At 64.2% G+C, this 12519-nt stretch carries 16 protein-coding genes and 1 tRNA gene; 10 read left to right on the forward strand and 7 right to left on the reverse strand.

Annotation, left to right across the window (positions count from 1 at the left end):
• The first annotated feature begins 3 nt into the window (after positions 1 to 3).
• The gene (locus GGD61_RS06725) at positions 4 to 708 is read left to right on the forward strand and encodes a response regulator (protein ID WP_092255443.1); all 705 of its coding nucleotides are present in this window, start codon (positions 4 to 6) and stop codon (positions 706 to 708) included.
• Positions 705 to 2291 (forward strand): ATP-binding protein, encoded by a 1587-nt coding sequence (locus tag GGD61_RS06730; RefSeq protein ID WP_183230446.1) that lies wholly within the window; start codon positions 705 to 707, stop codon positions 2289 to 2291. The genes GGD61_RS06725 and GGD61_RS06730 overlap by 4 nt, the downstream gene beginning before the upstream one ends.
• 83 nt (positions 2292 to 2374) lie before the next feature.
• Here GGD61_RS06730 and GGD61_RS06735 read toward each other — a convergent pair whose 3' ends face one another.
• A complete protein-coding gene (locus tag GGD61_RS06735; RefSeq protein WP_018321489.1) occupies positions 2375 to 2515 on the reverse strand; it encodes a hypothetical protein in 141 nt (46 codons plus the stop codon).
• A 79-nt stretch (positions 2516 to 2594) separates the two neighbouring features.
• Here GGD61_RS06735 and GGD61_RS06740 point away from each other — a divergent pair, with 79 nt between their 5' ends.
• From GGD61_RS06740 to GGD61_RS06765, 6 genes are all read left to right on the forward strand, one after another.
• Positions 2595 to 3164 (forward strand): alpha-ketoglutarate-dependent dioxygenase AlkB, encoded by a 570-nt coding sequence (locus GGD61_RS06740; RefSeq protein WP_092255450.1) that lies wholly within the window; start codon positions 2595 to 2597, stop codon positions 3162 to 3164.
• Between the two features lie 205 nt (positions 3165 to 3369).
• On the forward strand, positions 3370 to 3774 hold the full coding sequence (locus GGD61_RS06745) for a DUF3606 domain-containing protein (protein WP_092255454.1): 405 nt from the start codon (positions 3370 to 3372) through the stop codon (positions 3772 to 3774).
• A gap of 133 nt (positions 3775 to 3907) precedes the next feature.
• Positions 3908 to 4837, forward strand: a complete 930-nt coding sequence (locus GGD61_RS06750) for an alpha/beta hydrolase (protein ID WP_092255458.1) — start codon at positions 3908 to 3910, stop codon at positions 4835 to 4837.
• A gap of 152 nt (positions 4838 to 4989) precedes the next feature.
• A complete protein-coding gene (locus GGD61_RS06755; RefSeq protein WP_177237084.1) occupies positions 4990 to 6213 on the forward strand; it encodes an ABC transporter substrate-binding protein in 1224 nt (407 codons plus the stop codon).
• Positions 6214 to 6615: 402 nt separating this feature from the next.
• Complete coding sequence (locus GGD61_RS06760) at positions 6616 to 7242, forward strand: LysE family translocator (protein ID WP_018316147.1); 627 nt, start codon at positions 6616 to 6618, stop codon at positions 7240 to 7242.
• A gap of 32 nt (positions 7243 to 7274) precedes the next feature.
• On the forward strand, positions 7275 to 8366 hold the full coding sequence (locus GGD61_RS06765) for an enolase C-terminal domain-like protein (protein WP_092255460.1): 1092 nt from the start codon (positions 7275 to 7277) through the stop codon (positions 8364 to 8366).
• A gap of 9 nt (positions 8367 to 8375) precedes the next feature.
• Here GGD61_RS06765 and GGD61_RS06770 read toward each other — a convergent pair whose 3' ends face one another.
• Positions 8376 to 8915 carry a RidA family protein gene (locus tag GGD61_RS06770; RefSeq protein ID WP_244550645.1) on the reverse strand — a complete coding sequence of 180 codons (540 nt, stop codon included), beginning with the start codon at positions 8913 to 8915 and terminating at the stop codon, positions 8376 to 8378.
• A gap of 89 nt (positions 8916 to 9004) precedes the next feature.
• Here GGD61_RS06770 and GGD61_RS06775 point away from each other — a divergent pair, with 89 nt between their 5' ends.
• Positions 9005 to 9472 (forward strand): NUDIX hydrolase, encoded by a 468-nt coding sequence (locus tag GGD61_RS06775; protein ID WP_092255463.1) that lies wholly within the window; start codon positions 9005 to 9007, stop codon positions 9470 to 9472.
• A gap of 14 nt (positions 9473 to 9486) precedes the next feature.
• Here the strand turns inward: GGD61_RS06775 and GGD61_RS06780 are convergent, their stop codons facing one another.
• From GGD61_RS06780 to GGD61_RS06790, 3 genes are all read right to left on the reverse strand, one after another.
• Positions 9487 to 9972, reverse strand: coding sequence for an L-2-amino-thiazoline-4-carboxylic acid hydrolase (locus tag GGD61_RS06780; RefSeq protein ID WP_183230447.1), 486 nt, complete (start codon positions 9970 to 9972; stop codon positions 9487 to 9489).
• A 73-nt stretch (positions 9973 to 10045) separates the two neighbouring features.
• Positions 10046 to 10582: a DUF488 family protein gene (locus GGD61_RS06785; protein ID WP_092255465.1), complete on the reverse strand. Its 537-nt coding sequence runs from the start codon at positions 10580 to 10582 to the stop codon at positions 10046 to 10048.
• Between the two features lie 32 nt (positions 10583 to 10614).
• Positions 10615 to 10842 (reverse strand): DUF2945 domain-containing protein, encoded by a 228-nt coding sequence (locus GGD61_RS06790; RefSeq protein ID WP_183230448.1) that lies wholly within the window; start codon positions 10840 to 10842, stop codon positions 10615 to 10617.
• A 199-nt stretch (positions 10843 to 11041) separates the two neighbouring features.
• On the opposite strand from GGD61_RS06790, the gene GGD61_RS06795 reads away from it, so the two are divergent.
• Entirely contained in the window at positions 11042 to 11566 is a 525-nt protein-coding gene (locus GGD61_RS06795; RefSeq protein ID WP_092255471.1) for a DUF4440 domain-containing protein, read from the forward strand.
• A 225-nt stretch (positions 11567 to 11791) separates the two neighbouring features.
• Here the strand turns inward: GGD61_RS06795 and GGD61_RS06800 are convergent.
• Together GGD61_RS06800 and cpdR are read right to left on the reverse strand one after the other, a co-directional pair.
• Positions 11792 to 11866, reverse strand: a tRNA-Val gene (locus tag GGD61_RS06800).
• Positions 11867 to 11941: 75 nt separating this feature from the next.
• A complete protein-coding gene (gene cpdR / locus GGD61_RS06805; RefSeq protein ID WP_007597092.1) occupies positions 11942 to 12301 on the reverse strand; it encodes a cell cycle two-component system response regulator CpdR in 360 nt (119 codons plus the stop codon).
• Positions 12302 to 12519 lie beyond the last annotated feature (218 nt).

Here is a 12519-nt window from a genome sequence, read left to right on the forward strand (position 1 = left end):
TTCTTGGCGCATCGCATTCTCATCGTCGACGACGAAGGCCATATCCGCGAGGTCATCCGCGTTGCGCTGAAGAAGGCCGGCATGGACGTGATCGAGGCCCGCGACGGCAAGGAGGCGCTCAGCCGCTTTGCCGCCGACAGGCCCGATCTGATCGTGCTCGACATCGGTATGCCCGAGTTCGACGGCCTCGATGTCTGCCGCGAGATCCGCAAGACGTCCGACGTGCCGATCCTGTTCCTGTCGGCGCGCGACGAGGAGATCGACCGCATCCTCGGCCTCGAGATCGGCGGCGACGACTACGTGACGAAGCCGTTCAGCCCGCGCGAGCTGGTGGCGCGGGTCAACGTGATCCTGCGCCGGCTCAGTCCGCGCAACGGCGAGATCAAGGCGGGTCCCACCGCGCTGTCGCAAGGCGGCCTGCTGATCGATCCCGAGCAGCATGTCGCGACCTTTGCCGGCACGCCGCTGAAGCTGACCGCGATCGAGTTCGGCATCCTGCGTGCGTTCCTGACCCGACCGACCTCGGTGTTCAACCGCGAGCAGCTGATGCGGGCGGCCTATCAGCTCAACATCCAGGTCTCCGACCGCACCATCGACAGCCACATCCGCAACATCCGAGCCAAGCTCGCCGCGCTGGCCTGCGACAACGTGATCGAGACCATCCACGGCGTCGGCTTCAAGCTCGGCCGCTGCGAGAAAGCGGCATGAGCGCGGCGCCCGACAAATGGCGGCCGTCGCTGGCCCTCGTGATCTTCACGGTGCTGACCACCGTAGGCGTGCTGCCGCTGGTCGGCCTGTTCTTCTTCCGCCTCTATGACAACCAGTTAATCCGCCAGACCCAGGCCGAGCTGATCGCGCAAAGCCGCGTGCTGGCGACGATCTATGCACAGGAGGTCACGGCCAGGCTCGACAGCGGCCTGACGCTCGGCGCCGAGGTGCCGCCGAACGTGCTGCCCGACCCCGGCGACCAGGTCACCCCGATCCGCCCCGCGCTCGATCTCACCGCCAACGATCTGCTGCGGCGGCGGCCGGATGCGCAAGCCGCGTCTCATCCGTCGCAGGCGGCCTATGTCGAGATCGGCGCAAGGCTGACGCCGATCATCCGCGAGACCCAGAAGGTAACGCTGGCGGGCTTCCGCATCCTCGATCCGCAGGGCGTCGTCATCGCCGGGTGGCAGGAGGTCGGCCAATCGCTCGCCCATATCGAGGAGGTCGCGGACGCGCTGCACGGGCAATACCGCGCCACCTTGCGCAACCGCGTGCCGGACAAGCCGCCGCCGCCGATCTATTCCTTCAGCCGCGGCCTCGGCGTGCACGTGTTCTCGGCGATGCCCGTCATCGTCAACAACCGCGTCGCCGGCGTGATCTACACCACGCGGACGCCGAGTAACATCTTCGACCATCTTTATCAGGAGCGCGCCAAGTTCGTGCTGGCCGGGCTCGCCGTCATCCTCGGCACGATCGCGATCGGCCTGGTGTTCTCGCGCACCATCACCCTGCCGATGCGCGAGCTGATCGACCGTGCCGCACGGATCGGCCGCGGCGACCGCGAGGCCTTCCAGCCGCTCCGGCATTACGGCACGCGCGAGTTCGCCCAGCTCTCGCACAGCTTCCTCGGCATGGCCGAGCAGCTGGCGCGACGTTCCGACTATATCGCGACATTCTCGGCCCATCTCACCCACGAGCTGAAATCGCCGCTGACCTCGATCAAGGGCGCGGCCGAGCTGCTGCAGGATTCGTATCAAGGCAGGTCTGACGGACTGACGCCGGCCGAGCAGAAGACGTTCATCGCCAACATCCTGTCCGACACTCAGCGGTTGGAGGCGATGGCGCAGCGGCTGCGCGATCTGGCGCGCGCCGAGAGCCTGCCGCAGAACGAGCGCACGGAGCTTGCACCCGTCATCGCCGATCTCAGGAACAGGTTTCCGGCAAGCTCCATCGAGGCCAGCGGCAGCCTCGACCGGGCGATCGGCATGTCCAGCGAAAAGGCGCTGATCGTGCTGTCGCATCTCGCCGACAACGCGATGCGGCACAAGGCCGGGACGATCAGGCTGCATGCTGTGGACGAGCGCACGACCCTGCGTCTGACGGTGAGCAATGACGGCGAGCCGATCTCGGCACCGAACCGCGACAGGATTTTTGATGCCTTCTTCACCACCCGCCGCGACCAGGGCGGCACCGGGATGGGGCTTGCGATCGCGCGGGCGGTGATGGCGAGCCATGGCGGCTCGATCAGGCTGAAGCCGACCGACGAGGGCGCGGCCTTCGAGCTACAATTCCCTGTCGCCTGAGGCGCGATGAGGTCATCGCCCCTCAGCTTTTATTTGGGCATGATCTGTTCGGAAAACCGCTTCACACTTTTCCGGATCATGCCCTAGATCGCAAACACCCACGCCGCGACGATTGTGCCGATGGTGACGAGACCAGCGATGGTCCAGCCAGCGGCATATTCCAGCTCAGGATGACCGGTCGCCCGCATGATCTCTGCCGGATCGGCGGTATGCTTGTGTGCCATGACAGCCTCGCACGTTTCTTCCCGCGTCATATGTAAGTCGCACCAGCCGCCATTAGGTTCCATCACGGAAATGCGAGGCATGACGCAGCTTGGCTTGTTCGCCGTCCCTGACGAAGGCCCTACCGGTCTTCGCTACGCGGACAATTTTATCGAAACCGCCGTCGAGCAAGGCTTGATCGGCCGCATCGCAACATTGCCGCTCGAGCGTTTTCAGTTCGGGGCGTTCGAGGGCAACCGCCGGGTGGCGTCGTTCGGCTATCGCTATGACTACACGCTGCAGCGGCTCGCCGAGGCGGAGCCGATCCCGGACTGGCTATTGACCATCGCGCGTCAGGCCGAGGCCTGGGCCGGGCTGCCGGAGGCCAGCGTCCGGCAGATGCTCTGCACCGAGTATGAGGCCGGCGTCGGCATCGGCTGGCACCGCGACAAGCCGCACTTCGACAAGATCCTCGGCCTGTCGCTCGGCTCGGCCTGCAAATTCCGCTTCCGCCGCCGCAGCGGCGACAAATGGCAGCGCCATACGCTCGAGGCCCAGTCGCGCTCGCTGTACATGATGGAGGGCGAGGCGCGCTCGCAATGGGAGCACAGTATCCCGCCGGTCGAGGCGCGGCGTTACTCCATCACGTTCCGGACGATGAAGCGGGCCTAACGCGGCCGGCCAAACAAAAAATGCGAAAACAACCCCATGCAAAGTAGAACGCCCGTTCTGCCCGAGGCGTGGCCACGCCGCACAAGGGTTTGACACATCGGTGCAAAACCGCCGCCTTGCGCAATCACCGCACGGCTTGCGTCTTGCCTTCCGAATCCGGTTGCATGCTAGATTGGCAGCACGCATTCCGCGGCAGGAGGGAAGCATGGCCGACAACAAGGCAAAGCGCGGCGGGGCCGATCGGGCGCTGATTGCGCTCACGGAAAAATATGAAGTCGCCTACTGGTCGAAGAAGTTCAAGGTGACCCCCGCCAAGCTGAAATACGCCGTCAAGAAGGTCGGCCGTTCCGCCAAGAAGGTCGAGGCGTATATCAAGCTCCAGAAGCACCGCGCCTCCGACAAGAGCCGGATCGCGCTGAGCGAAGCCTATGAGGTCCGTTACTGGTCGAAGAGATTCAAGATCACCCCGGCCAAGCTGAAAGCTGCCGTCGCCGCGGCCGGCCATTCCTCCAGGAAGGTCGAGGCCTATCTCGCCGCCCGGAAGGCTGCAAAGAAGAAGTCCGCCAAGAAGACGACGAAGAAGGCTGCCAAGCGCAAGAGCGCCGCCTGAAACGCCGCCAAGCCTTGAAACGGCGGACGAACCAAAGGTGCCGTGAAATCGCCTCAAGGCGGACGAATAAGGCGAATTGAAAAGACAGGCCAAACCGGCGAACCAATATGGGGGGCGCAAAGGCCGGCACCAAATGAAGAATTATCTCGCTTTTTTCCTGTTTCTGACCATCACGACAGCATCCGCGCATGGCCCGTTGCCGGCGCCGCTGACGCCGCCCTCCGACCTCATCCAGACAGGCCTGACCGATTCCGACACCACCGCCGGCGGCACCGCGCGGCTGTGCGAGCAGGTCACCTTCTCGCGGGGCCTGCGCTACGGCGAGAGCGAGGCCAACGTGCTCGACGTCGCCGCCAGCACGACCAAGGCGGATACGCCGCGGCCGGTGCTGCTGTTCGTGACCGGCGACAGTTTCACCGGTGACCGCGCCGCCCCCGAGCTGTCGCGCCAGATCCAGGACCAGGCCATGTGCTTTGCCGCCCGCAATGACATGATCGGGGTGCGCGTCAATTATCGCCTGGCCCCCGCAGCGACCTGGCCGATGGGAGCGACCGACGTGGCGGCGGCGCTGTCCTGGGTTCACGGCAATATCGACCTGTTCAACGGCGACGCCCGCGAGATCGTCGCGGTCGGCTACGGCGCCGGCGCGTTCCATGTCGCAACCCTGCTGGCGCATCCCGACCTCCAGGCCGACCGTGCCGATGTCGCGGCCGTCGTGCTGGTATCCGGCATCTACCGTGCCGGCAAGGACGCCAGCGACAGCGAGAAGGCCTATCTCGGCGGCGACGCCAGCCAGTACAACGCGCGCTCGGTATTCCCCGGCATCCTCAATGTCGATGTGCCGATCGTGCTGGCCTGGGCCGCGGACGATTCCCCTGGCCTCGTGACGCAGGGCGAGACCCTGAAGAAGACGCTCTGCGGCGCCGGCCATTGTCCGCGCAGCGCGCTGCTGCGCAGCCGCGACGGCATCGCCTCCGCCTTCGGATTGGATGGCTCCGGCGACAGCCTCGCCGAGCCGACCCTGCTGCTGGTGCATCAGCTCGAGGCGCGCGGGCTGCCGTAGCGGCGTGTCAGTACGCCTGCCATTTCGTACGGGCCTGCGCTGTATTGAAGCGGGCTGCCAAGCCACACGATTGCCAAACGCCTGATCTAGATCAACTCGCCTTGGTGCGGACTGAGCCGACCTCGTTGGGGGCCAACGACAAGGTGTCGAGCATGCGCGTCACCGGCAGACTGCTGTTCGTTTTGATCGCCGCACTCGCGTCGCTTGGCGCGATGTCCGAGCAACGCGCGGACCAACCCACAAGCGACAAGGAAATCCGCGTCGGCAATGTCATGCCGTATTCGGGAGCGCTCTCTGAATTCGGCGCGATCGGTCAGGCGGAGGCCGCCTATTTCGACATGGTCAACGCGCGCGGCGGCATCAATGGCCGCAAGATCCGCTTCATCACGCGCGACGACAATTCCGATCCGTCGACCGCGCTGGAGCTGACGCGCAATCTGGTCGAGAAGGACGACGTGCACCTGATGTTCGGGTCGTTCGGCACGCCCGGCAATCTCGCCACGCGCTGGTATCTGAACGAGAAGAAGGTGCCGCAGCTTTTCGTCGCCTCCGGCGACGAGGAGCTGAGCCAGGCCAGGGCTTTCCCCTGGACCATGGGCTGGCAGCCGTCGATCCGGTCGGAGGGGCGCATCTACGCCAACTACATTCAGGCCTATTATCCCAGGAAGAAGATCGTCGTGCTCTGGCAGAACGACCAGTTCGGACGCATGCTCTACAAGGGAATCCAGGACGGACTTGGCGATCTAAACCGCCATGTCCTCGTCGACATCGCCTTTGACATCGGTGACGAGCACCTCGACGGGCACGTCTCGATCCTCAAGCGCGCCGGCGCCGATATCTTCGTCTTTCTAGGCGTACCGTCGACGGCATCCAAGGTGATCAGGCTCGCGGCTTCGCTCAACTGGCGTCCGGTCTTCATCGTCAACGATACTTCCGCCTCGATCGCCAATGCGATGGCGCCCGCAGGCCTGGAGAATTCGGCCGGCGTGATCTCGGCGGCCTTCCTGAAGGACCCCAGCGACCCCGCCTGGAAAGACGATCCTGCCATGAAGGAATGGTTCGCCTTCATGGACAAATACCATCAAGTCGAAAGCACCAACAACAGCGCCGCGGTCTTCGGCTACGCCGCGGCCGAGGCGTTGACGCAGGTGCTGAAGCAATGCGGCGACGACCTGTCACGCGAGAACATCATGCGTCAGGCGGCTTCGCTGAGGGGTTACAACCCTTCCGTCGCGCTGCCCAACATCAGGATGAATACCTCGCCGAACAACTATCTGCCGATCAAGCAGATGCGGCTGGTGCAGTTCGACGGGCGGTCGTGGCAGCCTTTTGGTGAGGTGATCGAGACGGCGTTCACGGAGGGGGCGGCGAGGTGAGGCCCACGTAGACCTTTTGGTGGGCCTCCTTCCTCTCTCGTTGCGGGAAGCGCACGCTTACCCTCCCCTGGAGGGTAAGAGAGCATGCCCCACGGAAGCTCTCTCAGAACAGCAGCCCTCACGCGGGCTTGAGCGAAGCCAGTGCGTTTTCCAGCAGCGCGCGCCGCATCGCCGGATTTCACCACCGCGGGATCGAGATAGAGCTCCAGGCCCGGCGCGCGCTCGGTGATGACACCGCTTCGCTCGGCCGCCGCATCGCTCAGCGCGTCGACCGAATAGGGAATCACCTCGCGGCTGATGGAGACAGCTCTGAGAACCAGGAGCCTATGCCGCATCGAGGGCTTGCATTGAGAGACCGGGTCTGGCTGGTTCTAGCTCCTGACAATCAGACCGGAACTCACCATGATCCAGTTCGACACGTTGCTGACCTATATCGCGGTGGTTCTCGGCCTCTTTCTCATTCCGGGTCCCGCGGTGCTCTTGGTGCTCGGGCGCGCGTCTGTGGGCGGGCATCGCGTCGGAATTGCCACCGGTCTTGGCATCGCTACTGGAGACCTGCTTCACACCGCGATGGCTACGCTCGGATTGTCGGCGGTGCTGATGACCTCGGCCCTCGCCTTCAGCCTGGTGAAGTACGCCGGCGCTGCCTACCTCATATATCTCGGCATCCGCGCGCTTATGGAAAGAGGCGAGGATATCAAGTTGGCGCAGTCGCGTTTGGTCGACGCGTCGCTCGCCTTCCGGCAGGCGGTGCTGGCCGAACTGCTCAACCCGAAGACGGCGCTCTTCTTCCTGGCCTTTCTCCCACAGTTCGTACATTCCGAGAAGGGCTCCGTCGTTGCCCAGCTTGCAATTCTTGGCCTCATCTTCGTCATCATGAGCGCGATCTACACCGCGTTGATCGCTCTTGTTGCCGGGCAAGTCGCTGGCTGGCTCACCCGTCATCGCAGCATCGGCCGCTGGCAGGGCCGCGTCATCGGGGCGATCTACCTGGGTCTTGGCGTTCGCATGGCCTTGCAGCAAAAGTAGCCTGATCGTTCCGCCCCCGCCTGGAGAGACTCATGACCGAGACCATTCGCATCAAGCGCTTCCATGCGCGGCCCGTGATCGTGCCGATGAACCTGCCGCTGCAGACCTCGACCGGCGCTGTCGCCAAAGCCCCGCTGGTGCTGATCGACTGCGAGACCGACCAGGGCGCCCGCGGGCACGCCTATCTGTTCTCGATCACACCGTCGGCATTGAAGCCGCTGACGGCGATGGTCACGGAAATGTCAGACCTGCTTGCCGGCGACGAGCTGCTGCCGTTCGAGATCGAGCGCAAGCTGACCCAGCGCTTCACCCTGCTTGGCCTCGCCGGCCTGCAGCGGCTGGCGCAATCCGGCATCGACATGGCGGCGTGGGATGCGCTTGCCCGCAGCAGAGGCCTGCCGCTGGCACGGCTGCTCGGCGGCGCGCCGAAGCCGGTCAGGGCGTACAATTCGAAGGGGCTCGGCATCATGCCGGCGGGCGCCGCGGTCGAGGAGGCGCACAAGCTGCTGGCCGAGGGGTTTCAGGCCGCCAAGATCCGCGTCGGCCGGCCTGATGCGCGGGAGGATCTCGCCGTCGTCCGCGCGGTGAGAAAGGCCGTCGGCGACGAGGTGACGCTGATGTGCGACTACAACCAGGCACTGACGGTGACCGACGCCATCCAACGCGGCGAGATGCTCGACGACGAGGGCTTGAGCTGGATCGAGGAGCCGATCCGCCACGACGATTATGCCGGCTGCGCCCGCATCGCCGACGCACTGCATACGCCGGTCCAGATCGGCGAGAATTTTGACAGCGCCTTCTCGATGCAGGCGGCGCTTTCCGCGGAAGCCTGCGATTACGTGATGCCCGACGTGCAACGGATCGGCGGCGTGACCGGATGGCTGCGCGCCGCGTCGCTCGCGCATGCCGCCGGCATCGAGATGTCCTCGCATCTGTTCTCCGAAGTGAGCGCGCATCTGCTCTGCGTGACGCCGACGGCGCACTGGCTGGAATATGTCGACTGGGCCGACGCTGTGCTGTCGACGCGGCTCGATATCAAGGACGGCTTTGCGCTGCCGAGCGAGGAGCCCGGCAACGGGATCGCGTGGGACGAGGCGGCGATTGCCAAATATCTCGTCAGATAACGCTGCCCGCTATGACCGAACAGCGGCAATCATGTTCAGCTCGACCGGCGCCCCTCGCGGCAACTCGGCGACGCCGACGGACGTCCGCGTATGACGACCGCGCTCGCCGAGGCGTTCGATCAGCCGGTCGGAGGCACCGTTCATGACTTGCGACTGCTGGGTAAATCCAGGCGCTGAAGCGACGTATCCAACGAGCTGCAGGACCTGGACGATCCGGTCCTCTCCGCCTGTGGCGTGATTGATGGCGGAGATGCAGAGATCAGCGCAAAGGGCAGCAGCTTCCTGTGCGGCCGCGATATCGACGCCTGCTCCGACCTTGCCCACATACAGCAGGTCTTCGCCGCGACGCGGCAGCTGGCCACTGACATAGGCGAGCCCGCCATGGATGATCACCGGCAAGTAGTTGCCGCCGGGCTTATTCACGCTGCTCATCTCAATAGCCTGCCTTCTCTTCACATCCGGCGGAGCGACGCATTTCGTCGCACGCGATAGCTCGATCGCACCAGCTCGCCGTGGCGGATGACCGGACAATGACAGGCCGCGAATCATGGATCAAGCCTGCGAAGCTGATCAGGCCTGGCGTGAAGACCTGACCTTCGTGCATTGCACGGAGGCGGCGCGCGCGATAACGATCCGTCATGACCATTTGGCGCCCTCATCCCCACATCCGCGTCGTCGCGATCGGCCTGCACTGGCGGGACGGGCGCCTGCTGGCGGCCGAAATTCGCGACGATGCCGGGCGGATCAAGGGCGTACGCCCGCTCGGCGGCGAGATCGAGTTCGGCGAGAGCTGGCGCGCTGCGCTGATGCGCGAGCTCAACGAGGAGCTCGGCATCGACGTCACCATCACAAGCGAGCCGTTGGTGCTGGAGAACATTTTTGTGCACGAGGGATCGACCGGGCACGAGGTGATGTTCATCTGCGAGGTGGAGTTTCCTGACGGCGCCTTCGCCGGTGAGGACCGCATCGACTTCCTCGAGGACAATGGAGAGCCGATCGTCGCGCGCTGGTTCAACCTTGCCGATCTCGATGTGGACGACGGACCGAGCCTTTATCCGACCGGGTTGAAGGATGTGCTGCTGGGAGCAAAAGACGGCGGGACGTGAGAGGAGGCGCTCCCTCACCGGCCCTCGCCGCCATCGCGCCGATAGCGGAAGTCGCAATGGGACGCGCCTTGCATGATCGTCTGCGTCCGCGTGAGCTTGATGTCGGGACCAAAGCCTTCCGCGGTCGCAAAATCGGCCGTGCAGATCAGGAGGAAGCCGAGCTCCGGTTCGCCGAGCGCTTTATAGAATTCGGCATAGGCGCAGCGCCTGACGTCGAAGGCAAAGGCATCATGCGACTGCTCGATGACGTCATAGGCGAGCGCGTCATCGCGGGAGTAGGTCTTGAAGGCAGACGATACAGCCTTGCCAAGATCGGCTTCGCTCTCGCCCCCGTTCTTGGCCTTCCAGAATTCCTCGCCGAAGCCGCGATAGAGATCGCCGAGCGCCTTGCGCACCAGCGCGTTGGCGCGCGCCTCGCCGAGCTCGGCCTGGAGCGCCTTGACCAGCGGCACCAGCACCTGGGCCTGGATTTTTGCTTGCTCGATGACGGATATGCTCATGGGCGGGCTCGCGTCGGAAGGCCACATCGCAGCCAGGATGGAGCGCAAGCATAATCTCCGCGGCGAGGATTGGCTAACTCTCGGCTGGGTAGGCTAGGCGGCCGTCAGCCACGCCCCGCGCCGCCGGGTTCATTTCGGCCGGTTTGACCTGCCCGGGACCGAGAATGTGGAACACCGTCTCGCCGGCGGCGAGCAGGTAGTCGGTGATGATCCTACGGTGACATCGCCACCACAATGTCTCCGCGCACATGATGGCGCAGCGCTCCATCTGCCCGACGGCGCGCAGATGTGCGAGCCCTTCGTGAAAGGCCGCGCCCATCGCGTGGTCGGCGTAATTGTGAAAGCTGCCGTTCTGCCAGAAGGCATTGGTCTCACGCGGCACCTCGCGCTTGCGGCTGCGCAGGCCGCCGAGCGAGGCAATGTGCTCGTAGCCGATCGAAGCAGCCGCGAGCGATTGCGGCAGGGTCTCGCGATTGTACTGCGGGTTGGTACGGGAGCGGGGCACGGTCCGAACGTCAACCACGAAGGTGACCGCGCTGTGATGCAACAATTCGAGGAATTCCTCGATCGAACGTGTGGCGTGGCCGATGGTGAAGAACGGATGAGCCATGGTGAGACCTCGACCGCTCGGCTCGCCGGCCGTCAGCTTTTCAACGACCGCAACGCCCGGCCCTTGTGCAGGGCGACGTGATCGGTCTTGTCGCTCCTGATCTCGTACTGCGGATCGTCGGGCGTGGCGTGATGGACGTAGCCCTTGTAATCGACGTCGGCGGTGTGCACGCGCTGGATATGGCCGCGCACCCGGCCGGCCTCGGAATTCCAGCTGACGTGGTCGCCGACGGCAAACCTTTTTCCGCGGGTCTTGGACATGGCGGATCAATGCGCGGCAGCACCGGCCTGTTCCAGGGGGCAGCCCCCGACCGCGCGGGGCAGGCTAAATCCCTGCGGCAATCCACCAAGGCGTGGGCAACGAAGACGTGATGCAGCGGCGACCGCGGATCGCGCGATCCTGAAAGGTCGGCGAGGCGATCGATGATATTACGGCTATCATTCAAAACGAGAGGTAACCATGCCCCCTTCCGAGATGTCTCGAGGCTCCATCAGGCCGCGGCCATCTGGGCGATGCCGTCGTGCTGCGGCAGCGACCGCAGCGCTGGTGCTCGCCGCAACGTTCTGGTCAGCAGGAGGGGCGCAAGCTGCCGCAAATGACGCCGAGGCACGAGCCATCTTCGAGAAATTCATCGCCGCGCAGAATGCGCATGATGCGGACGATGTGAAGGTGATGCTCTGGAATTCGCCCGGCACGCTGTTGTTTGCGAGAGGCATCGAGACGCGAGGCCGCGATGCGGTCGCCACCCGCTTCAAGGCCTATTACGAGGGCACCTGGCACCTCGAACCCGACATGTCGAAATTCCACGTTGCGGTGATCTCGAACGAGGTGATGCAGATTCTCGTTCCAATCGTTTTCACACGCGGCCTTCCGAGCAAGCCGTCGCAACAAAATACGTTTCTGATCAGCCAGACCTACGTTCAGGATGCGACCGGCTGGCACGTCGCCTCCATCCTGCCGGTGGCGAACACGGAACTGAAGTGATGGCCGGGATGGGCCTCTGCAGGGGCAACCCGGATTGCGCTTCGCTCCATCCGGGCTACGGGCTGTCCAGCGAAACCGAGCAAGACGCCCCAGTCCGTCTCCGCTCTTCGAGCTACGCCGGACACGCTTCGCATTGAGATCGTGGCTTGCCGAGCCGTAGCTCGCGGCGGCAGCCCGCCTGCGCCCTTCGGCGCGGCATCCTTTTCTCGCTTCGCGAGCGAAGGATGGTGGGCACGACAGGGATCGAACCTGTGACCCCTACCATGTCAAGGTAGTGCTCTCCCGCTGAGCTACGTGCCCTAATAGTCCACTTACGTCGGGTGGGGTCCCTATAACGGACGAGGGGACCCTGCGCAAGGACGGAACGGGGCCGATTTAGGCCGCCAGCATCTTGTTCACTTCGCTGACCAATTCGCGCAGATGCACGGGCTTGGACAGCACCTTGGCGTTCTTGGGGGCGTCCGAATCCGAGTTCAGGGCGACCGCGGCGAAGCCGGTGATGAACATGATCTTGATGTCGGGGTCGAGTTCCGAGGCCCGGCGGGCGAGCTCGATGCCGTCCATCTCCGGCATCACGATGTCGGTGAGCAGCATCTCGAACGGCTCTTCCCGCAACCGCTGATAGGCGGCCATGCCGTTGTCGTGGGACGAGACCTGAAAACCGGCGTTTTCCAGCGCCTTGACCAGGAAACGGCGCATGTCGTTGTCGTCTTCGGCGAGCAGGATTTTTGGCATGGCAGGAAACGTCGAATCCCCAGAGGATATCAGCAGAGCTTACTAAGCCGGACAGAGGGTAAATTTGGGGTGAAAATCTTAACCCCAAGCCGGCTGCGCTGCCGGCTCCTTGTGAACCGGAATGCTGCTCGAATCAATCGAGCCCCCGGCGCATCCCCGCTTCCCTGCCCACACGGTTAAGACATGTTCCAGCGCCAATCACATCTTTTCGCTTGGCA

The sequence above is a fragment of the Bradyrhizobium sp. SBR1B genome (assembly GCF_014198205.1).
Taxonomy (GTDB): domain Bacteria; phylum Pseudomonadota; class Alphaproteobacteria; order Rhizobiales; family Xanthobacteraceae; genus Bradyrhizobium.

Coding starts and splice junctions, on each gene's coding strand:
- GGD61_RS06730 (WP_183230446.1), top strand. CDS start 705: ATGAGCGCGGCGCCCGACAAATGGCGGCCGTCGCTGGCCCTCGTGATC.
- GGD61_RS06735 (WP_018321489.1), bottom strand. CDS start 2,515: ATGGCACACAAGCATACCGCCGATCCGGCAGAGATCATGCGGGCGACC.
- GGD61_RS06740 (WP_092255450.1), top strand. CDS start 2,595: ATGACGCAGCTTGGCTTGTTCGCCGTCCCTGACGAAGGCCCTACCGGT.
- GGD61_RS06745 (WP_092255454.1), top strand. CDS start 3,370: ATGGCCGACAACAAGGCAAAGCGCGGCGGGGCCGATCGGGCGCTGATT.
- GGD61_RS06750 (WP_092255458.1), top strand. CDS start 3,908: ATGAAGAATTATCTCGCTTTTTTCCTGTTTCTGACCATCACGACAGCA.
- GGD61_RS06755 (WP_177237084.1), top strand. CDS start 4,990: ATGCGCGTCACCGGCAGACTGCTGTTCGTTTTGATCGCCGCACTCGCG.
- GGD61_RS06760 (WP_018316147.1), top strand. CDS start 6,616: ATGATCCAGTTCGACACGTTGCTGACCTATATCGCGGTGGTTCTCGGC.
- GGD61_RS06765 (WP_092255460.1), top strand. CDS start 7,275: ATGACCGAGACCATTCGCATCAAGCGCTTCCATGCGCGGCCCGTGATC.
- GGD61_RS06770 (WP_244550645.1), bottom strand. CDS start 8,915: ATGATTCGCGGCCTGTCATTGTCCGGTCATCCGCCACGGCGAGCTGGT.
- GGD61_RS06775 (WP_092255463.1), top strand. CDS start 9,005: ATGACCATTTGGCGCCCTCATCCCCACATCCGCGTCGTCGCGATCGGC.
- GGD61_RS06780 (WP_183230447.1), bottom strand. CDS start 9,972: ATGAGCATATCCGTCATCGAGCAAGCAAAAATCCAGGCCCAGGTGCTG.
- GGD61_RS06785 (WP_092255465.1), bottom strand. CDS start 10,582: ATGGCTCATCCGTTCTTCACCATCGGCCACGCCACACGTTCGATCGAG.
- GGD61_RS06790 (WP_183230448.1), bottom strand. CDS start 10,842: ATGTCCAAGACCCGCGGAAAAAGGTTTGCCGTCGGCGACCACGTCAGC.
- GGD61_RS06795 (WP_092255471.1), top strand. CDS start 11,042: ATGCCCCCTTCCGAGATGTCTCGAGGCTCCATCAGGCCGCGGCCATCT.
- cpdR (WP_007597092.1), bottom strand. CDS start 12,301: ATGCCAAAAATCCTGCTCGCCGAAGACGACAACGACATGCGCCGTTTC.